35 protein-coding genes are annotated in these 18,587 nt (G+C 69.7%); 30 read left to right on the top strand and 5 right to left on the bottom strand.

What is annotated here, in order from left to right; translation table 11 throughout:
• Nucleotides 1-13: 13 nt before the first annotated feature.
• Both ACFW9O_RS25220 and ACFW9O_RS25215 read left to right on the top strand, forming a co-directional pair.
• Nucleotides 14-982, top strand: coding sequence for an amino acid ABC transporter permease (locus ACFW9O_RS25220; protein ID WP_384612308.1), 969 nt, complete (start codon nucleotides 14-16; stop codon nucleotides 980-982).
• Nucleotides 979-1,740 carry an amino acid ABC transporter ATP-binding protein gene (locus ACFW9O_RS25215; protein ID WP_329207499.1) on the top strand — a complete coding sequence of 254 codons (762 nt, stop codon included), beginning with the start codon at nucleotides 979-981 and terminating at the stop codon, nucleotides 1,738-1,740. Before ACFW9O_RS25220 ends, ACFW9O_RS25215 begins: the two co-directional genes overlap by 4 nt.
• Before the next feature lie 69 nt (nucleotides 1,741-1,809).
• On the opposite strand, the gene ACFW9O_RS25210 is transcribed toward ACFW9O_RS25215, so the two are convergent.
• Nucleotides 1,810-2,571 carry a class I SAM-dependent methyltransferase gene (locus tag ACFW9O_RS25210; RefSeq protein ID WP_351167247.1) on the bottom strand — a complete coding sequence of 254 codons (762 nt, stop codon included), beginning with the start codon at nucleotides 2,569-2,571 and terminating at the stop codon, nucleotides 1,810-1,812.
• 88 nt (nucleotides 2,572-2,659) lie between these two features.
• On the opposite strand from ACFW9O_RS25210, the gene ACFW9O_RS25205 reads away from it, so the two are divergent.
• On the top strand, nucleotides 2,660-3,289 hold the full coding sequence (locus ACFW9O_RS25205; RefSeq protein WP_384612306.1) for a CGNR zinc finger domain-containing protein: 630 nt from the start codon (nucleotides 2,660-2,662) through the stop codon (nucleotides 3,287-3,289).
• On the opposite strand, the gene sodX is transcribed toward ACFW9O_RS25205, so the two are convergent.
• Nucleotides 3,193-3,630 (bottom strand): nickel-type superoxide dismutase maturation protease, encoded by a 438-nt coding sequence (gene sodX, locus ACFW9O_RS25200; RefSeq protein WP_351167088.1) that lies wholly within the window; start codon nucleotides 3,628-3,630, stop codon nucleotides 3,193-3,195. The genes ACFW9O_RS25205 and sodX overlap by 97 nt on opposite strands.
• A 178-nt stretch (nucleotides 3,631-3,808) precedes the next feature.
• Between sodX and sodN the strand changes: the two genes are divergently transcribed.
• The gene (gene sodN / locus ACFW9O_RS25195) at nucleotides 3,809-4,204 is read left to right on the top strand and encodes a superoxide dismutase, Ni (protein ID WP_351167090.1); all 396 of its coding nucleotides are present in this window, start codon (nucleotides 3,809-3,811) and stop codon (nucleotides 4,202-4,204) included.
• 124 nt (nucleotides 4,205-4,328) lie between these two features.
• Here sodN and ACFW9O_RS25190 read toward each other — a convergent pair whose 3' ends face one another.
• Both ACFW9O_RS25190 and ACFW9O_RS25185 read right to left on the bottom strand, forming a co-directional pair.
• On the bottom strand, nucleotides 4,329-5,696 hold the full coding sequence (locus tag ACFW9O_RS25190; RefSeq protein ID WP_384612304.1) for a LysM peptidoglycan-binding domain-containing protein: 1,368 nt from the start codon (nucleotides 5,694-5,696) through the stop codon (nucleotides 4,329-4,331).
• A gap of 406 nt (nucleotides 5,697-6,102) precedes the next feature.
• Complete coding sequence (locus ACFW9O_RS25185; RefSeq protein ID WP_384612302.1) at nucleotides 6,103-6,543, bottom strand: hypothetical protein; 441 nt, start codon at nucleotides 6,541-6,543, stop codon at nucleotides 6,103-6,105.
• Between the two features lie 175 nt (nucleotides 6,544-6,718).
• Between ACFW9O_RS25185 and ACFW9O_RS25180 the strand changes: the two genes are divergently transcribed.
• The 18 genes from ACFW9O_RS25180 (at nucleotide 6,719) to ACFW9O_RS25095 (ending at nucleotide 14,689) form a co-directional block, all read left to right on the top strand.
• Nucleotides 6,719-6,967 carry a helix-turn-helix domain-containing protein gene (locus ACFW9O_RS25180; RefSeq protein WP_384612300.1) on the top strand — a complete coding sequence of 83 codons (249 nt, stop codon included), beginning with the start codon at nucleotides 6,719-6,721 and terminating at the stop codon, nucleotides 6,965-6,967.
• Nucleotides 6,968-6,977: 10 nt separating this feature from the next.
• The gene (locus ACFW9O_RS25175; protein WP_351167098.1) at nucleotides 6,978-7,205 is read left to right on the top strand and encodes a helix-turn-helix domain-containing protein; all 228 of its coding nucleotides are present in this window, start codon (nucleotides 6,978-6,980) and stop codon (nucleotides 7,203-7,205) included.
• Between the two features lie 92 nt (nucleotides 7,206-7,297).
• Entirely contained in the window at nucleotides 7,298-7,828 is a 531-nt protein-coding gene (locus tag ACFW9O_RS25170; protein ID WP_384612298.1) for a hypothetical protein, read from the top strand.
• The gene (locus tag ACFW9O_RS25165; RefSeq protein WP_384612296.1) at nucleotides 7,825-8,202 is read left to right on the top strand and encodes a phiSA1p31-related protein; all 378 of its coding nucleotides are present in this window, start codon (nucleotides 7,825-7,827) and stop codon (nucleotides 8,200-8,202) included. Before ACFW9O_RS25170 ends, ACFW9O_RS25165 begins: the two co-directional genes overlap by 4 nt.
• Nucleotides 8,199-8,864 carry a hypothetical protein gene (locus ACFW9O_RS25160; RefSeq protein WP_384612294.1) on the top strand — a complete coding sequence of 222 codons (666 nt, stop codon included), beginning with the start codon at nucleotides 8,199-8,201 and terminating at the stop codon, nucleotides 8,862-8,864. The genes ACFW9O_RS25165 and ACFW9O_RS25160 overlap by 4 nt, the downstream gene beginning before the upstream one ends.
• Nucleotides 8,861-8,995 carry a hypothetical protein gene (locus tag ACFW9O_RS25155; RefSeq protein WP_384612293.1) on the top strand — a complete coding sequence of 45 codons (135 nt, stop codon included), beginning with the start codon at nucleotides 8,861-8,863 and terminating at the stop codon, nucleotides 8,993-8,995. Before ACFW9O_RS25160 ends, ACFW9O_RS25155 begins: the two co-directional genes overlap by 4 nt.
• Nucleotides 8,995-9,300, top strand: a complete 306-nt coding sequence (locus ACFW9O_RS25150; protein ID WP_384612291.1) for a hypothetical protein — start codon at nucleotides 8,995-8,997, stop codon at nucleotides 9,298-9,300. The genes ACFW9O_RS25155 and ACFW9O_RS25150 overlap by 1 nt, the downstream gene beginning before the upstream one ends.
• Nucleotides 9,293-9,556 carry a hypothetical protein gene (locus ACFW9O_RS25145; RefSeq protein WP_384612289.1) on the top strand — a complete coding sequence of 88 codons (264 nt, stop codon included), beginning with the start codon at nucleotides 9,293-9,295 and terminating at the stop codon, nucleotides 9,554-9,556. Before ACFW9O_RS25150 ends, ACFW9O_RS25145 begins: the two co-directional genes overlap by 8 nt.
• A complete protein-coding gene (locus ACFW9O_RS25140; RefSeq protein ID WP_384612288.1) occupies nucleotides 9,553-9,759 on the top strand; it encodes a hypothetical protein in 207 nt (68 codons plus the stop codon). Before ACFW9O_RS25145 ends, ACFW9O_RS25140 begins: the two co-directional genes overlap by 4 nt.
• The gene (locus ACFW9O_RS25135) at nucleotides 9,756-10,166 is read left to right on the top strand and encodes a hypothetical protein (RefSeq protein WP_384612286.1); all 411 of its coding nucleotides are present in this window, start codon (nucleotides 9,756-9,758) and stop codon (nucleotides 10,164-10,166) included. The genes ACFW9O_RS25140 and ACFW9O_RS25135 overlap by 4 nt, the downstream gene beginning before the upstream one ends.
• A 120-nt stretch (nucleotides 10,167-10,286) precedes the next feature.
• On the top strand, nucleotides 10,287-11,696 hold the full coding sequence (locus ACFW9O_RS25130; protein ID WP_384612284.1) for a hypothetical protein: 1,410 nt from the start codon (nucleotides 10,287-10,289) through the stop codon (nucleotides 11,694-11,696).
• A complete protein-coding gene (locus ACFW9O_RS25125) occupies nucleotides 11,693-12,013 on the top strand; it encodes a hypothetical protein (protein WP_384612283.1) in 321 nt (106 codons plus the stop codon). Before ACFW9O_RS25130 ends, ACFW9O_RS25125 begins: the two co-directional genes overlap by 4 nt.
• Nucleotides 12,007-12,204 carry a hypothetical protein gene (locus tag ACFW9O_RS25120; RefSeq protein ID WP_384612281.1) on the top strand — a complete coding sequence of 66 codons (198 nt, stop codon included), beginning with the start codon at nucleotides 12,007-12,009 and terminating at the stop codon, nucleotides 12,202-12,204. The genes ACFW9O_RS25125 and ACFW9O_RS25120 overlap by 7 nt, the downstream gene beginning before the upstream one ends.
• On the top strand, nucleotides 12,201-12,722 hold the full coding sequence (locus ACFW9O_RS25115; RefSeq protein ID WP_384612279.1) for a hypothetical protein: 522 nt from the start codon (nucleotides 12,201-12,203) through the stop codon (nucleotides 12,720-12,722). Before ACFW9O_RS25120 ends, ACFW9O_RS25115 begins: the two co-directional genes overlap by 4 nt.
• Nucleotides 12,723-12,754: 32 nt before the next feature.
• Nucleotides 12,755-13,114: a hypothetical protein gene (locus ACFW9O_RS25110; protein WP_384612278.1), complete on the top strand. Its 360-nt coding sequence runs from the start codon at nucleotides 12,755-12,757 to the stop codon at nucleotides 13,112-13,114.
• Entirely contained in the window at nucleotides 13,111-13,440 is a 330-nt protein-coding gene (locus ACFW9O_RS25105; RefSeq protein WP_384612276.1) for a hypothetical protein, read from the top strand. The genes ACFW9O_RS25110 and ACFW9O_RS25105 overlap by 4 nt, the downstream gene beginning before the upstream one ends.
• On the top strand, nucleotides 13,437-13,910 hold the full coding sequence (locus tag ACFW9O_RS25100; RefSeq protein WP_384612275.1) for a hypothetical protein: 474 nt from the start codon (nucleotides 13,437-13,439) through the stop codon (nucleotides 13,908-13,910). Before ACFW9O_RS25105 ends, ACFW9O_RS25100 begins: the two co-directional genes overlap by 4 nt.
• Before the next feature lie 23 nt (nucleotides 13,911-13,933).
• Nucleotides 13,934-14,689 (top strand): hypothetical protein, encoded by a 756-nt coding sequence (locus tag ACFW9O_RS25095; protein WP_384612273.1) that lies wholly within the window; start codon nucleotides 13,934-13,936, stop codon nucleotides 14,687-14,689.
• 60 nt (nucleotides 14,690-14,749) lie between these two features.
• Here the strand turns inward: ACFW9O_RS25095 and ACFW9O_RS25090 are convergent, their stop codons facing one another.
• Nucleotides 14,750-15,037, bottom strand: a complete 288-nt coding sequence (locus tag ACFW9O_RS25090) for a hypothetical protein (RefSeq protein WP_384612271.1) — start codon at nucleotides 15,035-15,037, stop codon at nucleotides 14,750-14,752.
• Nucleotides 15,038-15,176: 139 nt separating this feature from the next.
• Here ACFW9O_RS25090 and ACFW9O_RS25085 point away from each other — a divergent pair, with 139 nt between their 5' ends.
• From ACFW9O_RS25085 to ACFW9O_RS25050, 8 genes are read left to right on the top strand one after another with little or no spacing between them, the layout of a single operon-like run.
• Nucleotides 15,177-15,515 (top strand): hypothetical protein, encoded by a 339-nt coding sequence (locus ACFW9O_RS25085; protein ID WP_384612270.1) that lies wholly within the window; start codon nucleotides 15,177-15,179, stop codon nucleotides 15,513-15,515.
• Nucleotides 15,515-15,679: a hypothetical protein gene (locus ACFW9O_RS25080; protein WP_384612268.1), complete on the top strand. Its 165-nt coding sequence runs from the start codon at nucleotides 15,515-15,517 to the stop codon at nucleotides 15,677-15,679. Before ACFW9O_RS25085 ends, ACFW9O_RS25080 begins: the two co-directional genes overlap by 1 nt.
• Before the next feature lie 59 nt (nucleotides 15,680-15,738).
• Nucleotides 15,739-17,019, top strand: coding sequence for a DUF2637 domain-containing protein (locus tag ACFW9O_RS25075; RefSeq protein ID WP_384612266.1), 1,281 nt, complete (start codon nucleotides 15,739-15,741; stop codon nucleotides 17,017-17,019).
• On the top strand, nucleotides 17,016-17,156 hold the full coding sequence (locus ACFW9O_RS25070) for a hypothetical protein (RefSeq protein WP_384612264.1): 141 nt from the start codon (nucleotides 17,016-17,018) through the stop codon (nucleotides 17,154-17,156). The genes ACFW9O_RS25075 and ACFW9O_RS25070 overlap by 4 nt, the downstream gene beginning before the upstream one ends.
• Before the next feature lie 8 nt (nucleotides 17,157-17,164).
• Nucleotides 17,165-17,323, top strand: coding sequence for a hypothetical protein (locus ACFW9O_RS25065; protein WP_384612262.1), 159 nt, complete (start codon nucleotides 17,165-17,167; stop codon nucleotides 17,321-17,323).
• Entirely contained in the window at nucleotides 17,320-17,643 is a 324-nt protein-coding gene (locus ACFW9O_RS25060) for a hypothetical protein (RefSeq protein WP_384612260.1), read from the top strand. The genes ACFW9O_RS25065 and ACFW9O_RS25060 overlap by 4 nt, the downstream gene beginning before the upstream one ends.
• Nucleotides 17,640-18,371, top strand: a complete 732-nt coding sequence (locus ACFW9O_RS25055; RefSeq protein ID WP_384612259.1) for a hypothetical protein — start codon at nucleotides 17,640-17,642, stop codon at nucleotides 18,369-18,371. Before ACFW9O_RS25060 ends, ACFW9O_RS25055 begins: the two co-directional genes overlap by 4 nt.
• Nucleotides 18,371-18,520, top strand: coding sequence for a hypothetical protein (locus tag ACFW9O_RS25050; RefSeq protein WP_384612257.1), 150 nt, complete (start codon nucleotides 18,371-18,373; stop codon nucleotides 18,518-18,520). Before ACFW9O_RS25055 ends, ACFW9O_RS25050 begins: the two co-directional genes overlap by 1 nt.
• Nucleotides 18,521-18,587: the final 67 nt, after the last annotated feature.

Raw genomic sequence — 18,587 nt, 5'->3', positions numbered from 1 at the left:
AAGGGCAGTCACCGTGACTGACAGTTTCGACAAGGTGCCCGGCGGCACATCAGCCGTCGCCGCACCCGTCTCCAAGGCAACCACAGTCGCACCGGAGACCATCAAGGCCATTCCCGTACGGCACTACGGTCGCTGGATCAGCGGCGTGGTCGTCGTCGGCCTGCTCGCCGCCGTCGTGTACGCCTTCTCGCAGGGCAACATCCAGTGGCAGGCGGTCCAGGACAAGGTGTTCGACGACACCGTCCTGGCGGGCGCCGGCCGCACGCTGCTGATCAGCGTGCTGGCAATGGTCCTCGGTGTGATCCTGGGCGTGGTGCTCGCCGTCATGCGCCTCTCGAAGAACCCGGTGACCAGCTGGGTCGCCTGGCTCTACATCTGGTTCTTCCGCGGCACCCCGGTCTACGTGCAGCTGCTGCTCTGGTTCAACCTGGCGCTGATCTTCCCGGTCCTCAACATCCCGTTCATCTACAAGGACGAGATGACCGATGTGATGACCCCGTTCATGTGCGCCCTGCTGGGGCTGGCCCTCAACGAGGCCGCGTACATGGCGGAGATCGTCCGGGCCGGCATCCAGTCGGTCGACGAGGGCCAGACCGAGGCCTCGCACGCGCTCGGCATGACCCAGGCGAAGACCATGCGGCGTGTGGTGCTCCCGCAGGCGCTGCGGGTGATCATCCCGCCGACCGGCAACGAGTTCATCAACATGCTGAAGACCTCGTCCCTGGTCTACGCGGTCACCTACAACGAACTGCTGCGCTCCACGTCGCAGATCGGCTCGACCAGTTACGCGGTGATGGAGATGCTCTTCGTCGCCTCGATCTGGTACATCGTCATGACCAGCGTGTTCAGCGTGGGCCAGTACTACCTGGAGCGCCGCTACGCCCGGGGCAGCCTGCGCAGTCTGCCGCTCACCCCGTTCCAGCGGGTCAAGGTCAACCTCGCCTCCTTCAGCAATCGTCCCTCGGAGGGTGGTTCCGCATGACCGCCATGGTGAAGGCCGAAGGCGTACACAAGTCCTTCGGCGCCGCGCACATCCTCAAGGGCATCGACCTGGAGGTCGCCCCGCGTGAGGTCTTCTGTCTGATCGGCCCGTCCGGTTCCGGCAAGTCGACGTTCCTGCGGTGCATCAACCACCTGGAGCAGATCAACGCCGGGCGGCTGTACGTCGACGGCGACCTGGTCGGCTACCGGCAGAAGGGCGACAAGCTCTACGAGCTCAAGGACAGCGAAGTCGCGCTCCAGCGCCGGGACATCGGCATGGTCTTCCAGCGCTTCAACCTGTTCCCGCACATGACGGCCCTCGAGAACGTCATGGAGGCGCCGATCCAGGTCAAGGGCGAGGCCAAGGCCGTCGCCAGGGCCCGTGCGGAGAGGCTCCTGGACCGGGTCGGCCTGTCCGACAAGGCCAAGAACTACCCGACCCAGCTCTCCGGCGGACAGCAGCAGCGGGTGGCGATCGCCCGTGCCCTGGCCATGGAGCCGAAACTGATGCTCTTCGACGAGCCGACTTCGGCGCTCGACCCGGAGCTGGTCGGCGACGTCCTGGACGTGATGCGCGGACTGGCCGAGGACGGCATGACGATGATCGTCGTCACCCACGAGATGGGCTTCGCCCGTGAGGTCGGCGACGCGCTGGTCTTCATGGACGACGGCGTCGTCGTCGAATCGGGGCACCCGCGTGACGTGCTCACGAACCCGCAGCACGACCGCACGAAGTCGTTCCTGTCCAAGGTTCTGTAGAGCCTCGCTCTGCGAAGGAAGGGCGGTACGGGCCTCAGGCCCGTACCGCCCTTCCGCGTGTGTGCACCCCTACTTCACCGCGAGCACCAGGGAGTCCGACGGTGAGGACCAGACCGCGCGCGCTTCCCCGAAGCCGGCTTCACGCAACGTGCGGGCGTGCCACCGGACGGAGGGCATGTCGCCGTCGGCGTGCTCGCCGTAGATCTTGAAGCGCTCCGCGGTCGGTCCCGCGAGGACCGGGTCCTTGGCGGCGAGGGCCCACCACTCCGCCCAGTCGAGCGCGCCGTCGGCCCGGGCGCGGTCCATGGCGGCGTGCCGGTGGGCGCGTTCGGCGGCGTTGATCCGGGGCGTGTCGGTGTCGATCATGTGGTCGGCGTTCATGAACACGCCCCCGTCCCGCACCAGTTGCCCGACCTGTCCGTACAGGGCCGCGAGCGGCTCGCTGTGCAGCCAGTGCAGGGCCGTGGCCGTGAGGACGGCGTCGTACGAGGTGTGCGGGAGCCGCTCGGTCCAGCGGGGGTCCTTCAGGTCGGCGGTGACGAGGGTGACCCGGTCGTCGCCGTCGAAGGTGCCGCGGGCGATGGCGAGCAGCGCGGGGTCGAGGTCGACACCGGTGCTGGTGGCCTTCGGGAACCGCTTGAGGAGCCGGTCCGTAATACTTCCCGTACCGCACGCCAGGTCGAGCACTCTCGGTTCGGGCCCCACGACGGCCTCGACCATGTCCAGCATGACCCGGAACCGCTCCTCGCGGTCCGGCATGTACCACTCCTGCTGCCGGTCCCAGCTCTCCTGCCAGGACTGCCAGTCGGTGCCCGTCGCCGTCTCCGTCACACGAACCTCCACGTAATACCCAATGATCGTGTCCACCCATTACACTGGCCGACACATCGACCATAGACCGACGCCGTAAGGACTACAAGTGGAACTGGCCTATTACTCGGACTACGCCGTGCGTCTGGTCAACACCGAGGAGCCGGCCCGCAACAAGGACTCCCTCACCACCGTCGAGGCCGTCCGCGACCTGTTCGGCGCCAACGCCCAGGCCGCCCGCCGCGCCACCGACGCGGACGTGACCCGCTTCCGGTCCGTACGGGCACGGCTGCGCGCGGTCTTCGAGGCGGCTGACGGCGGCGACGAGACCCTCGCGGTGGACCTGCTCAACTCACTGCTGCTGGAGTTCCCGGTGAGCCCGCAGATCTCCGGCCACGACATCCGCGACGAGGACGACAAGCCGGACTGGCACATGCACCTGGCCGACCATCCGTCGAACGCGACGGCCGGCTTCGCCGCCATCGCGGCGATGGGCCTCGCTTTCCACCTCACCTCGCACGGTGTGGACCGGCTCGGCCTGTGCGAGGCAGCGCCGTGCCGCAACGCCTACCTCGACACCTCCACCAACCGTTCGCGGCGCTACTGCTCCGACCGCTGTGCGACCCGGGCCAATGTGGCGGCCTACCGTGCCCGCAAGCGCCTGGAGACGGAACGGTCCGAGGAGACGGGCCGCAGCGCGGACACCGCCCAGCCCAGCACACCGAAAACGGATCGCTGATCCTTCTTCAGCGGCCGGTACCGGGCCCGCACCCGGGCGAGTACGAGCTCCTCGGGCACCGTTCCGTAGTCCGTGCTGTCCCCGCCCGCGTACGAGTTGTCACCCAGCACCCACCAGCCCCTGCCGCGGCGTTCGGCCGCCCGTTTCACGACCAGCAGGTCCTGCTGGAACGGGTGACGCAGGATCACCACGTCCCCGGGGCGCACCGGCGCCCCGTGCTGCACGAGCAGCCAGTCCCCGTGGTAGAGGGTGGGCACCATCGAGGGCCCCGTCACCTCCACCACCTGGAACGAGCCCCGCGCCGCCCGCCCGTTTCCCGGATCCTGTGTCAGTTCCGGCATCTGTGGCACCTCCCGGTCCGTCCTCCAGTACACCGTCGCGCACCGCTCCGTACATTCGGCCACTGGTCCCGTCGTCACCCTGGACTTTTGACCTAAGCCCATGGGGGCAGCCGCAAAAACCGGCCCCCCACGGAGTAATGTCCCACCTGAGAAGACGATCACGAGGAAGGACAGCTCCATGCTTTCCCGCCTGTTTGCCCCCAAGGTGAAGGTCAGCGCCCACTGCGACCTGCCCTGCGGTGTGTACGACCCGGCCCAGGCCCGCATCGAGGCGGAGTCCGTCAAGGCCGTCCAGGATAAGTACCAGGCCAATGAGGACGCGGACTTCCGCACGCGCGCCGTTCTGATCAAGGAACAGCGTGCCGAGCTCGCGAAGCACCACGTCTCGGTGCTCTGGAGCGACTACTTCAAGCCCCCGCACTTCGAGAAGTACCCGGAGCTGCACCAGCTGGTCAACGACACCCTGAAGGCGCTCTCCGCGGCCAAGGGCTCGAACGACCCGGCCACGGGCCAGAAGGCTCTGGACCTGATCGCCCAGATCGACAAGATCTTCTGGGAGACCAAGAAGGCTTGAGTGACCCGTCACGTGGCCTAGGCTCCGCCGCAGGTCAGATGGGTAAAACGAGGGGCCCGACCGCTTCACGCGGCCGGGCCCCTCGGTCATTCAAGATCCATTGGGAGACCTTTGGGAGACGAGGTCAGGATGAGCGTCTCCCCTGCCAGTCCGCGACCTCTCCTGTCTCCTCGGCCAGCGATTCCTCCCACGCCCGCTGCAGGCCCTTGGCGATACCCAGCTCCATCTCCGGAGAGGTGTGCGAGTACGTACCCTCAACGCCCTTGAGGCGATGCCCCATGCGCTCCTCCACCGCGACGCGCGGGTGGCCCTGCTCGTCCAGCCAGACCTTGTGCCCGTGCCGCAGGCCGTGCGGCACCATGTCGGCCACGCCCTGCACTGCGGGCAGCGCCAGCTGCGCCTTGCGGCCGCGCCGGACAGGCTCCGCGTCCTGGCCCTCGACGATCGGATGCCAGAACCGGCCGTAGAACTGATCGTCGACCCGCAGCGGCTTGCCCCGCTGAGACGGGAAGACGAGGTACTCGTGGCCGCCTTCCTGGGCGAGGAGCTCGGACAGCAGCTCACCGAGGAACGGCGGCAGGATCAGGGTGCGGTATGAGCTGTACTTCGGAGGAATCAGGGTGAAGCCTTTGCCCAACGCCAGCTTCCGGCCGGCGCGCAACCGCTCGCCCGCGGCGAGCCCGTTGGCGTCAGCGATGTCCGCGGCCCTCGCGGGGTCAGCGTGACGCAGTGCGGCAATGGACTCGAGGGATTCCCCCTTGTTCACCGTGTGCTTGGCAGGCTCGGTCAGCCACTGCCCCTGCCACTGGACCCGTAGCGAACGGCCGTACTCGAGGGCCAGGAGCTGGAGGTGCTCGCGTCGCAGCCCAGCCACCTCCCCCATGCGGAGGCCGGTGTACGCGGCGGTGAGGATCATGACGTACCACTGGAAGCCGCGCAGGGCCCGGGCGTTGTCGGCGACTGCGTGCGCCTGGCGGGGAGTGGGCCAGACGTAGGTGTCCTCGGTTGTCGCGGCCACGTGCCGACCGCGCCGGCGCTTGGACCCGCTCGGCATCGGGTTGCTCGGGATGAGTCGCTCTTCCACGGCGTCATCGAGGAGCATCCTCATCAGGCCCTCGATGGCGTCCACGTAGTTCTTCTTGAACTGCCCCTTGAGCTGGGCCTGCCAGGCCTTGTAGCCCATGGAGGTGATGTCGCCGATCGGGGTGTCCTTCCACTTGGGGAGGATCACGGCGTTCAGGCGGCTGCTGTACGTCTGGCGGGAGGTCTCGCCGACGTCCATGACCTTCGCCCAGTCCTCCACCCAGGACCCGAAGCTCTTGCGGCCGTCGGATGGGTTGATGAAGACCTTGCGTTGTACGTCTGTCTCCTGCGCCCGGCCGTAGTCGAGCGCGTCCTGCTTGGTCTCGAATCCGCTCTCCGAGTCGTACTTGCCGTTGGGCAGCTGGTACCTGACCCGCCAGCTCTTCCCGCGCTTCTCCGCGTATGCCAACTCTCGTTCATCCCCTCGGCGCGATGGTCGGCAGGCACCCCTGACTGCCGGTCATCATTCAGACAACGCCGTGACGACTACCGGAGCGGGCAGCTCGGACAGTCGCAGGAGACGCAGTCGCCTCCTTGGCGCCGGACCAGTCTCTTCACGGCGAGCCTTGTCGACTCATCCGTGAAGACTTTCGGTGTCATGACACACACGGTCGTCTCGCCTACTCGACCCACGAGACCGACAAAGCCCGGCCCCTGGTCCAAGGTGATGAACTCGCGATGCATGGCCCTCCCTTCGGTGCACTCGGAAGACCCGAAAGCTGAGCCTTACATACAGACACGTGACCGAAAAGAGATTGATCAGAGCAACCATCGAACGCAGCGTAACGGTTTCGCTACACAGGATGGTTGTAGTACTAGGGGCTTGTATCTCGGCCGCCGATGATGCCCCGCTTACGCAGCTCCTCGACGATCGCCTTACTGAACTCAGCCATCTCGCCCGCAGGCGTCTCCGGCCTCGTGGCAATGAAGACGTCCTGTACCGCCTGGCGTGCGTCCTCATCGAGGCCGGCAGTAGTAGGCGCGTACCGCACACCGTCAACAACGTCTCCGACCAGCTGCGCCTCCTCGGCGCCCTGGAGGATCGCTTCACAGGCGCCCGGCGCCCAGCCCAGCGCGCGCTCGATCTTCGCGTAGGTCACATCCCGGACCGACAGTCCCTTTTCGACCCGCATGTAAGTGGTGATCGTCAGATCCGCTGCGCTCGCTGCGTCAGCTTTGTGCCAGCCCATCTCAACGCGTCGCTTGATCACGAGGCGAGCAAGTCTGTGGCGGGCGGCGTTGTCGGGGGTGGCCATACAGAGATGTTCCCAGGAACCGCTAGGAACCGCTAGGAACACCTTTCAGCCTGCGCTCGTTTGATGGATTTTTTGAGCTTTCCTTAAGGTGGCGACCTGGCAGTCTCTAGCAGCATCTAGTTGTTACTCACGGGTACTGCTAGATACTGCTAGTAGATGCTGTTAGTTTCCCGCTATGAAAGCAGCGCCAGCCACCTACGAGGTGGACGGAGCGGCAATCCGGAAGCTCCGCATGTCACGCGGCACACAGATCGCCGACCTCGCCAGTAACGCAGGTATCACCCGCAGCTACCTACAGCGGCTTGAAACCGGCGTTCGGCGCCGCATGCGACCGCCGGCCTATGTGGCACTCCGTTCGGCGCTGGGCCTGCAGCCCGACGACGACAAGCTCCTCGCCACCACGGGCGAGACCAACCCCGAATGAGGTGACCGCTATGCCCCCCACCGCGAGCGTCGTGGAGGACTTCACCAGCGTGGAAGAGACCGCACGGCGCCTGGGCATAGGCGCCAGGCGGCTGCGGGACGGCGTCAACCACCACGGTTTCCCGGCGCATCGCATGGGACGCCGCCTCATGTTCAGTTCCCAGGACCGCGCCGAGATCGCCGAGATGCACCGCATCCCCGCCCGGCCGCCGAAGCGGCGCCGTCCGGTCGCTGTCTGACCACCTCATGCAAGAGGGGCCACCCCGGACCGGGCCTGGTCCGCGAGCGACCCCACTACCGGCACACCTCAAAACCAGAGATCGAGGTCACCGTGCAGCACCTTACCCATTCCCGTATCGCGGCAGCACTCGCCGCCGCTGAGCAGCCCGAGGGCGAGCTGCCCTGGCGCCTGCTCCTCACCAAGCCGCCGACGACGTACCGCGAGACCCGTATGCGGATCGCGCTCGAGCAGCCGGACGTCCGCAAGTTCTCCGGCGTCGATGAGCCGACCGCGCTCGCCGAGGTCTCCCGCGCCCGCATCATCCACGAGATGGCCCGCCGTGACGGCTACATGGCCGCGCTGTCCGCCACCGAGCAACTGATGAGCACCACACCGGCCCTCCCCACCGACACCTGCATCGACGTGGCGCCGTGGTCCGATGGACCGCAAATCCGCTGGACGTTCCACCAGGACCCCGCCGCGGTGGCCGCGTTCGCTGCGCACTTCGGTATCCCGGTCACCGAGCGCCCCCACGGCGACGAGGGCACCACCACCTACGTCTCTGCGAACGGCGCGATCGACGGCGTCCGGTTCGAGGCGTACGCCCTGGCCCACGCCAACACCGGGCAGGTGGCGGCATGACGACCACCCCGCAGAGCTGGGTCCTGGACGGCACCGAGTTTGACCTGACCCGTACGTGGATCGACGTGTACGGCCGCCACTGGGAGTGGACCGGCGGATGGGACCAGACGGTCCGCCCGAACGGGACCGAGGTCACCGAGCCGCTCATGCGGTGTGACGGCCACACCCCCATCGTCCTGTCGCTCGTCTACGACACGTACGGCCCGCTCATCCCGGCCCCGCGCGAGACCACCCACGCCGAGCGCTGTGCCGCACTGGCCGTTCCCGTCGGCGACGACCAGGCCGACGAGGACCAGGCCGTCACGCCGAAACCGACGCCGCGCACCTTCGCCGCGATTCTCCGGCGCCTGCGCGGACGCGGGGTGCCGGCATGAACACCCGCCGTATCACCGTCGTGTCCCAGGCCATTCTGGCCGCGCAGAAGAGCGGCGTTGCCCTGGCCGCCCCGCTCGCTATGGCGCTCGAGGCGAAGCAGCTGCTGCGGCTCCCGGAGGACGCCGCCGAGCTCCTTGTGCTGCGGGCCCGGGTGGCCGAGCTGGAGCCGGAGAAGGACACCACGGCTCCGGCCGAGGCGATGTCCACTCCGGGCACGGTGCTGGTCGCCCTGGCCCGGGCACTGCGCGAGCAGCCCACGGCCGCACGGCTCCTGGACGGCCTGGACGAGCTCGGCGAGGTCGTCGTCTGTGACGGCTCTCCGGGCGAGATCGCTTCCTGGGTCGCCGCCTTGTGCCACCTCGTCCACCTGGATGTCCCGCCCACCGGTCCGACCGTGGTCTACCGGGCTGCGCACGACGCGATCGGGGTCGGCCTCTACGACACGGCCGAGGAGGCACGGCGGCACTGCGAGGTCCTCGTCAGCCGTGAACACCCGGCCGACGTCACGGTTGCGTTCGACTGGCTGGCCGACGAGGAGGACGGGGACCTGGCCGCCGCCGACCTGATCGTCCAGGTCGCCGGCGGCGACGAGGTCGAGACCGGCTACACCGTCACCCCGCTCGAGGTCGCCACCGCTTACGACCCGGACGCCGACGAGTGACGGCCGAGGCCCGGTTACTCCTCGCCGTCCTCGCCCTCGGCCTCATCAACCTCGCCTGGATCGCGGTGGGCTGGCTCGTCGACCGGCACGTCCACCACGCCGCCCGTCACCGTAAGGAACACCACCTCTGATGGCTGCCTCCGGATTCAACACCCCCATCGCGCCGAAGAAGCGGGCCGCGAGGAAGAGCGACGGGAGCGACCCTGCGTACGGCATGCCGGCCCCGGGCGCCCACCCGGAAACCCCCGGCAAGTGCAAGACCCCTCACTGCGGGGCCAGGCAGTCAGCCGTGCACGAGACCGACCTGCAGGACGGGTGGGTGCGGACCAGTGTGTACGGGTCGACCGACCCGGAGCGTGTCTGGTGCTCCGGCCTCTGCGCCCAGCGCGGCATCCTCCTGGCGGAGCTCCGGGTGGGCGAGGTGGCCGGTGCCTGACTGGATCGTCTACTCCCTGATCGCCACGCTCCTTGTCGGGCTGTGCACCGAGGTCACTGCCGCGGTGCTGCTCCTGATCGCGGGCGTGCGCGCCCTGGCATCCGGTATCCGCTACATCACCGGGCGCCTGCGGGCAGAGAGTTCGGTGGCCGCACCGTGTACCAGCTCCGACTGCCGCGGCCTGCCCACCCTGCATCACGCGACCGACCACGGTCTGCAGTGCGCCGAATGCGGCCACATCCCCACCTCTGCATGAGCGGCGCCATCCAGCCCTGCGACGACATCAGCCTGCCGCACGGCCTGCGCTACGCCCGCCTCTACCCGTGCGGATGGCTGTGCGACAAGCACAACCCATCCGCCCGCAAGGGCCTCCCCGAGCCCCCGCCGGGCCCGGGGTGGCCCGCCGGGTCCTACCTCAACCAGCTCGATACCGAACCTGCAGAAACGGAGCAGTCATGACCACTGCTGCAGCACCTCGCCGACCGTCCCCCGCGGACATGGCCCGCAAGGCCACGGCTGCTGATCGGGCGCTGGCCGCACCCGGTACCCCGCCTCCCGGCATTGCGTTCCGCGCTCTGTACGAGCGGGCGATCCTCGCCTCCAACATGCTGCCTCACCCAAAGTTCGTGGCAATCGCCCTTGCCACGCACGCGGATGCGGCCGGCCAGATCACCCAGCAGCCCCGCCTGTTTGGCCTCATCCACCTCACTGGCATCCATGCCGGTCAGGTCGTCGTCGCTCTCAACGTCCTCAAGCAGCGCGGGTGGATCCGCCAGGTACAGCCGTCCGCCCCTTACGACACCGCGGACCTGCTGCTCACCATCCCCGCGCCGATCCTCGCCCGCCTCCGCAAGCCCACCGCCTAACCAGCCCCTACAGGAGTCCCGTTGTCCACCGCCGTCGCGTACGCAGCAGCCCCCGCTGCTGCTGCGCCGTGCCCTCAGCCGCAGTCCGCGGCCGGGGCGCGGCCGCGCGCCGGCGGTGGCATGCGTGTTCGTGTTCCCCTGCGCATCGTTGTAGGCGCTCAGTACCGAGATTCGGCCCTGAGCGCCTACATCAAGGTCGCAGCGCTCGCCATGCGCACCGACGGCTGCACCGCCAAGGTGTCCGTCCTCGCCGACTACCTCGGCCTGTCCAAGTCGGAAGTGGAGAGGGGTCTCAAGGACCTCTCCACTCCCGATGACGTCGACGGCCTGGTGGAGGTCCTCACCACGCGCCGCACCCTGCCGGGCGGCCGCGGGCAGTCCGCGCACCGCACGGTCCGCCAGGCCGACCCGGACGAGCATTTCGTCTGGATCCCGGTACGGGCGGCTGACGCCCTGTCCCCGCGCCTGCTGCGCCTGTACGCGCTGATCGCCTACGCAGCCGTACGCCAGCAGCCGCTGTCCGTGGGGGACCTCGGCGCGATGCTCTACCACCACAGCGGCAAGTCTGCCGGGGAGCACCTCGGCGAGCGCCAGGCCGCCCGGCTCCTCGAGGAGCTCGGCGCCACCGGCTGGGCCACGGTCCACCACCGGGAAGGGCTGCAGGGCCGCCACGCGTACGAGGCCCACCGCCACCCGCTGCAGGCCGTCCCGCTCGAGGACGTCGCCCCTGACATCCATGACGGATCCGGTCCGGACGATCACGACGGATCCCTCACGTCTAGGGAAGACCACACGATTGACCGACCGGTGATGAAGACGGGGGTGGGTGGTGGGATCCGCCGTAGGCGCCCTGCAGGTAGTAGGCCCGCGGCCCACGACGAAAAGCGCAGCAACAAGGCGGCCGCCACGTTCGCCGGGCCCGGCGCGGATCTCTCGCCCCGAAGTTGGCAGGTCCTCGAGCCCGTACGGCACCTGCTGACCGACGTCCGCCCGTACGTGCTGCGCCGCCTCGATCACGAGATCTCACGGCAACTCGCCCAGGGCATCGGCATGGAGCGCCTGGTGCACCGCCTCACCCACCGCTACGCCACCACCGAGCCGCCCCGGGACCCGGGCCGGTGGCTCCTGGGCGCCGCCCTCGTCCGCCACGGCTGCGGGCTGACGGCTTGTGAGTCCGGCACCGTCTGGCACTCCGGCCAGGCCTGCCAGGTCTGCCTCGACAACGCCCTGCAGGCCCCGACGGACACCGGGGCGCAGCAGCAGCTGGTGGAGCCGGAGCAGCCGCCCGTGCAGCCGGAGCCCGTACCGGCCGTGGCGTCGGTGCCGTGGGTGCCGGCAGTCAGCCCGGGTGAGGAGCGGCCGGACCTGACCCGGGCCGAGCTGCAGCAGCTGCGCGCGGCCGCGACACCCGATCTCGTCCGCCAGGCGATCGCCGAGCACGGCCGGGCCGGAGCCATCCACCTGTACGGCCACCGGGCCGTCCTGCCCCACCTCGCCACCATCGACCACCCCGGAGGGAACCCAGCATGAAGCCCGCCAGCCACCACGTGACCACCTGCAAGGGATGCCGCGCCCCGATCTGCTGGGCGCTCACCACCGCCAACGGGAAGCGTCAGCCTGTCGACGCCACCCCGTCCGCCGAGGGGAACGTTGCTGTGATGCAGGGCCCGGACGGGCTGCTGTACGTCCGCAGCATCACCGCGGACCGCCCGGAGGTCCGCCCGGGCGAGTGGCAGGCGATGCCGCACCACGCCACCTGCCCCTCCCCGCCGCCCAGGCGCAGCAGCCGTACGGGGCAGGGCACCGGGCCGTTGCGGTCCGTGCCGCGGCAGGGGCGGCAGTGGTGATCAGCGAGGACGCCGCGACGCTCGCCCGCGTGGAGGCCTCCGGCGAGGAGTTCCCGGACGGCAGCTACGGCGGCCCTCGAGGAGCGCGGCCGGACCCGCAGGCGGCTGAGCACGTCCAGGAGCTCCTTGAGGGCCTGGACGGCTGGCGGCTCGGCGACCGGGCCAAACACCCCTGGCCCCCGACGTCATGACGATCGCCGCCCTGCAGCGGCTCCTCGATGAGGAACTCCCCGACGTGCCGCGCTACCCGGCACCCCAGATCCCGCACACCGCACGAAAGAGGCAGGCCATGCAGTCATCGCCGATCCCCGGCCCGCGCAGCACACAGCAGGCCCCGTCCGCCGGCATCCCCGTGTTGCCGATCGGCAAGGTCATCGCCTGGGCCGAGCAGCACGGCACCAAGGCGGTGGCCCGCAAGGGGGTGCAGGCCCGCGCGCTCCTGGCCGAGCTGCGCGCCCTGTACGCCGCAGACGAGGAGCTGGCCCAGGCCGACATCGAGGAGCAGCGCCTGCTGCAGCAGCTCGCCGACATCCGGGCCCGCAAGGAGAAGCTGCGCCCGACGCAGCGGAAGGCGCCCGCCCGCGACTACGTCCCGGCCGACGTCCGCGCATGGGCCCGCGCTGCAGGCCTGGACGTCCCCACCATCGGCACCGTGCCCAACACGATCGTCCAGGCGTGGCGCGAGGCGCAGGCGGGGGGCGAACGTTGATGTCTCCCGAACACGTAGCCCGAGTGCGGGAGATGGCTGCGGCCGGCGCCCCGGACCGGGCCATCGGCGAGGAGCTCGGGGTGTCGTGGCGCACCGTGCTGCGGGCTCGGCAGCGTCACGGCATCCCGAGCACCTGGCAGCCGAAGAAGGCGTCGTGCGGGGCGCCCGGACCGTACAAGCGCGGCTGCAGGTGCCAGATCTGCCGCCAGGCGAACCTTGCGCGCCTGGCCGCAGGCAAGGCCGACCGCTTCGCACGCCGGGCCGCGGGTACTGCTGTCTTCACCCACGGGTCCAGCGGCTACCGCAACTGGGGCTGCCGGTGCGTCACCTGCAGCGCGGGACACAAGGCTGCCTGCAGGGCGGAGTACGAGGCCCGGCAGGCCGCCCTGTGATCTCCGCCCGCCTGCGGTACATCGTCCTCGGCCTGGCCGCCGTCACGTGGCTCACGCTGGCCTGCGCCTACATCGCGCGCGGCCTCATCTGGCCCCACGGAATAGGAAGCCTGCTCCTGGCGGCATTCGGTTTCGAGGGCGCCGCCTATGTCCGCCGTGCGGCGGACCGCCTGCAGGACCTCCACCACCAGGCCATGCACCGCGCCCTGGCCGAGGCCGCCGCCGGTATCACCGAGCCCTGGTCCACCTGGTGCTGCGAGCGAGGGTTCCTCACCCGCGGCGACCTCCACCACCCCGCCAACTGCACCAAGGAGCAGCAGACATGACCCATTACCCCGATCACCCCCGCATCGCACAGACACTCCTGGACCAGCAAGGCGACATCAACCGCCTCGAGGCCGAACGGGACGGGGTGTACCGGGAACGAGCCCACCTGGTCGCGCTCCTTGCCGCCCTCCACCCCTCCCACATCGGCCACACCGACCCTGACACCCCGGACTGGGCCGTCGTCATCGTGGAGACCCCCGCCGGACAAATGAGCTGGCACATCGCCCCACGGGACATGGACCTCTTCACCCACGTCCAGCCGACAAACCGCGTCTCCCCCGGCTGGGACGGCCACACCACCGACGAGAAGTACGAGCGCGTACGCCAACTCATCGCCAGTACCGAGCAGCCCTCACTCAGCCTGGCCACGGCCAGCCTGCCCCCGGTACAGCCGTGCACCGATCCGCGCCACACCGGAGCCATCCGCGAGCAGCTCGGCTGCGCCGGCCCCGACCCCGCCACCGCCTGACCCACCGCACGGGAGCACACCACATGGACAACGCCTGCGCGGTCTGCCACGACCACGCCCCCGCCGAGCACTACCTGTGCGACGCCTGCCAGTACCGGATGCGCAGCTGGCTGCGGGAGATCACCCGCCAGCTCCCGCTGCTCCACGCGGTGCTGCGCCCGGACACCGGCCCGGCGCAGCGCGGCGGCAGCGGCCGCGCGCACTCACCGCTCCCGGTCGACGTCCGGGTCCTGGACCTCCTGGGTCCCGGACACGTCGTGCCCTGGATCGACGCTCACGGCGACCAGACCGGCGGCGTCCCGCTCGAGCCGCTGCTGTACGGGTGGGCCCGGTACATCACCAGGGAGATTCAGGTTCCATCCGTGCGGCGGGACAGGCACGGCACGGTATGGAGCCAGCTGTGCACCGACCCCTGGCCCCACGGCGGCAGCAATGTGCCGGCCTGGTGCGCATGGCTGCAGGCCTACCTGCCGTACGTCGCACGGCAGTCGTGGGCCGAGGCGATGTACGACCAGCTCGAGGACGTCGTGAACCGTATCCAGCAGCTCACCCACACGCGCCCGCGCAGCCGCCCCATGGACGCACCCTGTCCCGACTGTTCAGCGTTCGGCCTGCAGGAGCGGGAGGGCGAGTTCCATATCTCGTGCTCGGTCTGCTCCGTACGCCTGACCCGCGAGCAGTACGACGACTACCGCGCCGCGATCATGCCCGGCCTCGTCCGTACCGCCCTCCTCATGCAGGCGCAGCAGGAGAGGACCCGCCAGGCAGCTGCAGCGTGACGGCTGCAGACACAGCTGCGCCCCGCCCAGGAGCGTTGGGCGGGGGGCAGCTGTGTGGCGCTACTGGTTGGCCGGGGGGCGCTTGAGGTCGGTCCGTTCGCCCTGCCGGGGGGTGCGTGCCCTGAAGTAGGGCTCGATGACCCGCCAGTCGAACAGGCGCATGCGCCCCACCTTCTTCGCTTGATCGAGGGGGACGGGCCAGGCCGGGTCCTCCTCTGCGAGCTGCCGGCACCGCTGCTTGCTGAGCCGCTTGAGACCGGCGGCCTCAAGGCGTGCGGGCATGTCGGCGAACGTGATCAAGTCCGGGCCTCCCGTCTCGTCGACTTCCTCCTGCGGGGAGTCGGGCATGCCCCCATCCTCTCAGACATCCTTGCTTTGAAACAAGGAAGTCGCTACGGTCGTACTCGCACCAATGGAACGGCCCCGGCCGGAGTGACAGCTCTGGTCGGGGCCAGCCATCCGCCTGAACCACCAGGAGAGATGACGTATGCGCGATCGTAACCGCGGCCCCGTCGTACCAGCACCCCGCACCGAGCCCCACATTCGCCTGCAGGACATCGTCCCCGGGCCGAGCCTGGCCGCCCAGCTCCTCACCGCGGCCGCCGACCACCTCGCCAAGCACAAGGCGTGCGAGCCCCTCACCCTCGCCGGATGGGGCCGCGCCCTGGCCCTGGCCGACGCCCGGGTCCTGAGCGGCTACCCGCAGACCGTCGCCGAGAACGCCAGCTGCCGCGCGATGGCAGCCCTGTCCGCCGACCTGTGGACCACCGCCCGCACCCGTGACGAGTGGGCCGTCATCCTGCACGCCACCGCGAGGACCGTCTGATGGCCCGCCGGACCACACCGCCCGTCACGCCCGAGCGGCAGCCGGACAGCATCATCGGCGCCCCCGCCACGGTCGAGGCCTGCGCCCGCGACTACGCCGCCGGAGCCGACGGCCGCGCCGCCATGGCCCGCGCGGCCAAGGACGCCCACGCCCGCCGCACCTGACACCCCTACGGCCCGGGCCTGCCACCAGGCCCGGGCCGTACAACCCGGGAGAACCCACCGTGTCGTCCCGCCCAGACCTGACCCGCCTGCAGCGCCGCCTCATCGGTGTCGTCATCACCCTGACCATCGGACTCGCCGGGATCGGATTCGCCGGCTCCTACACTGCCGTACGGGCGCTCGCGGTCGAGCAGAAATTCGGCCGCTTCGCCCTGGTTTTCCCGATCGGCCTGGACGCCGGGATCGTCGTTCTGCTCGCCCTGGATCTCCTGCTCGCCTGGTGCCGTATGCCGTTCCCGCTGCTGCGCCAGACGGCATGGCTCCTCACCGCAGGAACGATCTGGTTCAACGCGTCCGTGGCGTGGCCGGATCCAGTGGGCACCGGCATGCACGCTGTACTCCCGATCCTGTTCGTGATCAGCGTCGAGGCCGGCCGCCACGCGGTGGGGCGTATCGCGGACATCACCGCCGACCGGGACATGGACACCGTCCGCCTCTCCCGCTGGCTGCTCTCACCCATCCCCACGTTCCGGCTGTGGCGCCGGATGAAGCTCTGGGAGCTCCGCAGCTACACCCGGGTCATCGAACTCGAGCAGGACCGCCTCATCTACCAGGCGCAGCTGCAGGCCCGCTACGGGCGTGGATGGCGCAGGAAGGCGCCGGTGCGGCTGCGGCTGCAGCTGCGCCTTGCCCGGTACGGCCGCCCTCTGGACGCCCCTGTTGCGCAGCTCGTTGCAGCGGTGCCGGCCACGGACGACGGGTTCGAACTGGCCGCGGCGCAGGCCGTTGCACTCGCACCACCGACAGCCGTTGCAGCGCTCGAGGCGGCCCCCCTGCAGCCGAGTCCGCAACAGGCTGCAACACCGGCCATCACACCCGCTGCTGCACCTGCAACACCCGCGACGCCCCCGGTACCGACCAACACCGTTCCGCCCGGCGTGGCGCAGCTGCCGGTGATCTGCAGGCCGCAACGCCACACCCGCCACACCGCGACACCGCCTCCCGCTGCAACACCCGCAGCACCATCCCGACCTGCGGTGCAACACCCCGCAACACCAGTCGTAGCAGCGATCGAGGGCGCCGCCGCACGTGCAACGGCCACCGCGGCAGCAGGGTGCAACACCGCCGCACCCATGACCGTCGCAGACGTTGCAGCCCAGCTCGGTGTCACCCGCGGCACGGTCCGCTCCTGGGTCAGCCGCGGCAAGCTCACCCCCCTGCCACGCACCGGCCGCAACGCCCGCAACGCCCCCCACACCTTTGACCCTGCAGCCGTCGCAGCACTCGACGCACCGCCTGCAACACCGTCGCAGCCCGACCGCATGGAAGGCGGCTACGCGTGATCTTCCTGTTCCTGGCCGCCACTTGCTTCGGCCTGGCCGGACTCTGCAGCGTCGCACTCCGCGACGTCCGCGCAGTCACCGCCACGCTCGCCCTCATCACCGCCCTCGCCGCGATCGCCGCGGCCATCCCGCACTGAGGACCACCGTGCTCGCCTACGCCCTCGGCTGGGGCCTCATCGCCTACGTCCTCGTACGCGTCCCCGCCGCCCTGATCCACAGCGACCGGCTCGCCACCTGGGCGATCTACGCCGCTTCCGCCACCACGATCGCCAAGCTCCTCGGCCACCTGAAAGGCACACAGTGAAGACCAGCCTCATCGCAGCCATCGACACAGCCAGCCAGCACACGATGGCCGCCCCGCCCGCCCAGCCCTCCGAATTGGAGGTCAACGGCGGGGCGTTCGGCGCCCTGCTCATCGGCCTGATCATGGTCACGGTCATCGCCGTGAAGTGGAAGAACAACGTCTACAAGGAGGGCGAGCGCAAGGCCATCGTGATCACCGCGATCGCGTGCATCCTCCTGGCCGGATCCGCCGGCGGGATCATCGCCGACATCTTCAGCAGCGTTCAGGGAGTCGGCGACCAGGTCGGCAACAGCGTCACCACCGTCGGGACCGGCCGGTGAGCCTCAAGCCCCTGATCAGGCCCCTCGGTGACGGCTCGATGGTCCTGTACGACCGGATCATCAGCTGGGTCACCGCCCCGAAGTACAGGGAGGCCCCCGCCCCGGAGCCAGCCAAGGCCGGCAAGAAGCCCAAAGGCAGGAAGGGGAGCGAGGAGCCTACCGAGCCGCCAGAGCCGGAGCTCGATAGGCGCGCCCCGCTGAAACGGGTCGGGCTGCTCCTCGGTGGGACGTACGTCGTGACCTCCACCGACTACACCACGTACGCCGCCGCAGCAGCCTCCATCGGCTGGGTCGTCGCGGCCTACATGGTCAGCACTCCGGAGACCCCCGCCGACGTGTCGACTGGCTCGGCCCCCGAGCATCCGCGCAGCCCTCGCGACGCCATCACCGGATGGCTCGCCACCGCCATCGGTGACCGGCCCGGCATCCACCTCTACGAGCTGTACCCCCGGATGCGCGCCCTGCCCGGCATGGAGGGGCACGACGACACCGCCCTCCGGGAGGCCCTCGTGGCCCTGGACATCCCCATCACCCGGGCGTTCACCATCGGCGACATCAGGGGCCGCTCCGGGGTCCGCCTGGCCGACCTCACCGCTCCCCTCCCCGCTCTGGGAGACCCGCCGCTCTCCAGCGGTGAAGACGCAGGTGAGACCACCTGCTCTACCCCCGAAGACCGGCCGGAGAGCGCCCTCTCTTCGGTCGAAGAGCCCACCCGAGAGGTTGCGTAATGGTCTTCATCCGCTACCGCGTGACCGCCGCCGACGGCACGTTCCTCGACGAGTTCACCACCAACTCGGAGGACTTCGCCCGCGAGCGCATCGACCGCATCCGCAAGTACCGCCCGGACCTCGTCGTCACCGAGACGCCCGACAACTGACCCCCGAGGCCGGCCGCCATCCGCCAAGACATCGGCCGGCCCCGGGCCCCATCCCTGAGACAGGACC

Source organism: Streptomyces sp. NPDC059499, from assembly GCF_042749285.1.
Lineage (GTDB): Bacteria > Actinomycetota > Actinomycetes > Streptomycetales > Streptomycetaceae > Streptomyces.
Note: the sequence above shows the minus strand (reverse complement) of the source record. Positions and strands in the feature narration are given on the sequence as shown.

What these genes read in the sequence shown, in the direction of transcription:
- ACFW9O_RS25095 (WP_384612273.1), top strand. Translation starts at nt 13,934, where the DNA reads ATGGACAACGCCTGCGCGGTCTGCCACGACCACGCCCCCGCCGAGCAC.
- ACFW9O_RS25150 (WP_384612291.1), top strand. Translation starts at nt 8,995, where the DNA reads ATGGCTGCCTCCGGATTCAACACCCCCATCGCGCCGAAGAAGCGGGCC.
- ACFW9O_RS25160 (WP_384612294.1), top strand. Translation starts at nt 8,199, where the DNA reads ATGAACACCCGCCGTATCACCGTCGTGTCCCAGGCCATTCTGGCCGCG.
- ACFW9O_RS25085 (WP_384612270.1), top strand. Translation starts at nt 15,177, where the DNA reads ATGCGCGATCGTAACCGCGGCCCCGTCGTACCAGCACCCCGCACCGAG.
- sodX (WP_351167088.1), bottom strand. Translation starts at nt 3,630, where the DNA reads ATGCCGGAACTGACACAGGATCCGGGAAACGGGCGGGCGGCGCGGGGC.
- ACFW9O_RS25050 (WP_384612257.1), top strand. Translation starts at nt 18,371, where the DNA reads ATGGTCTTCATCCGCTACCGCGTGACCGCCGCCGACGGCACGTTCCTC.
- ACFW9O_RS25115 (WP_384612279.1), top strand. Translation starts at nt 12,201, where the DNA reads ATGACGATCGCCGCCCTGCAGCGGCTCCTCGATGAGGAACTCCCCGAC.
- ACFW9O_RS25215 (WP_329207499.1), top strand. Translation starts at nt 979, where the DNA reads ATGACCGCCATGGTGAAGGCCGAAGGCGTACACAAGTCCTTCGGCGCC.
- ACFW9O_RS25180 (WP_384612300.1), top strand. Translation starts at nt 6,719, where the DNA reads ATGAAAGCAGCGCCAGCCACCTACGAGGTGGACGGAGCGGCAATCCGG.
- ACFW9O_RS25140 (WP_384612288.1), top strand. Translation starts at nt 9,553, where the DNA reads ATGAGCGGCGCCATCCAGCCCTGCGACGACATCAGCCTGCCGCACGGC.
- ACFW9O_RS25185 (WP_384612302.1), bottom strand. Translation starts at nt 6,543, where the DNA reads ATGGCCACCCCCGACAACGCCGCCCGCCACAGACTTGCTCGCCTCGTG.
- ACFW9O_RS25135 (WP_384612286.1), top strand. Translation starts at nt 9,756, where the DNA reads ATGACCACTGCTGCAGCACCTCGCCGACCGTCCCCCGCGGACATGGCC.
- ACFW9O_RS25125 (WP_384612283.1), top strand. Translation starts at nt 11,693, where the DNA reads ATGAAGCCCGCCAGCCACCACGTGACCACCTGCAAGGGATGCCGCGCC.
- ACFW9O_RS25130 (WP_384612284.1), top strand. Translation starts at nt 10,287, where the DNA reads ATGCGTGTTCGTGTTCCCCTGCGCATCGTTGTAGGCGCTCAGTACCGA.
- ACFW9O_RS25175 (WP_351167098.1), top strand. Translation starts at nt 6,978, where the DNA reads ATGCCCCCCACCGCGAGCGTCGTGGAGGACTTCACCAGCGTGGAAGAG.
- ACFW9O_RS25090 (WP_384612271.1), bottom strand. Translation starts at nt 15,037, where the DNA reads ATGCCCGACTCCCCGCAGGAGGAAGTCGACGAGACGGGAGGCCCGGAC.
- sodN (WP_351167090.1), top strand. Translation starts at nt 3,809, where the DNA reads ATGCTTTCCCGCCTGTTTGCCCCCAAGGTGAAGGTCAGCGCCCACTGC.
- ACFW9O_RS25080 (WP_384612268.1), top strand. Translation starts at nt 15,515, where the DNA reads ATGGCCCGCCGGACCACACCGCCCGTCACGCCCGAGCGGCAGCCGGAC.
- ACFW9O_RS25100 (WP_384612275.1), top strand. Translation starts at nt 13,437, where the DNA reads ATGACCCATTACCCCGATCACCCCCGCATCGCACAGACACTCCTGGAC.
- ACFW9O_RS25165 (WP_384612296.1), top strand. Translation starts at nt 7,825, where the DNA reads ATGACGACCACCCCGCAGAGCTGGGTCCTGGACGGCACCGAGTTTGAC.
- ACFW9O_RS25110 (WP_384612278.1), top strand. Translation starts at nt 12,755, where the DNA reads ATGGCTGCGGCCGGCGCCCCGGACCGGGCCATCGGCGAGGAGCTCGGG.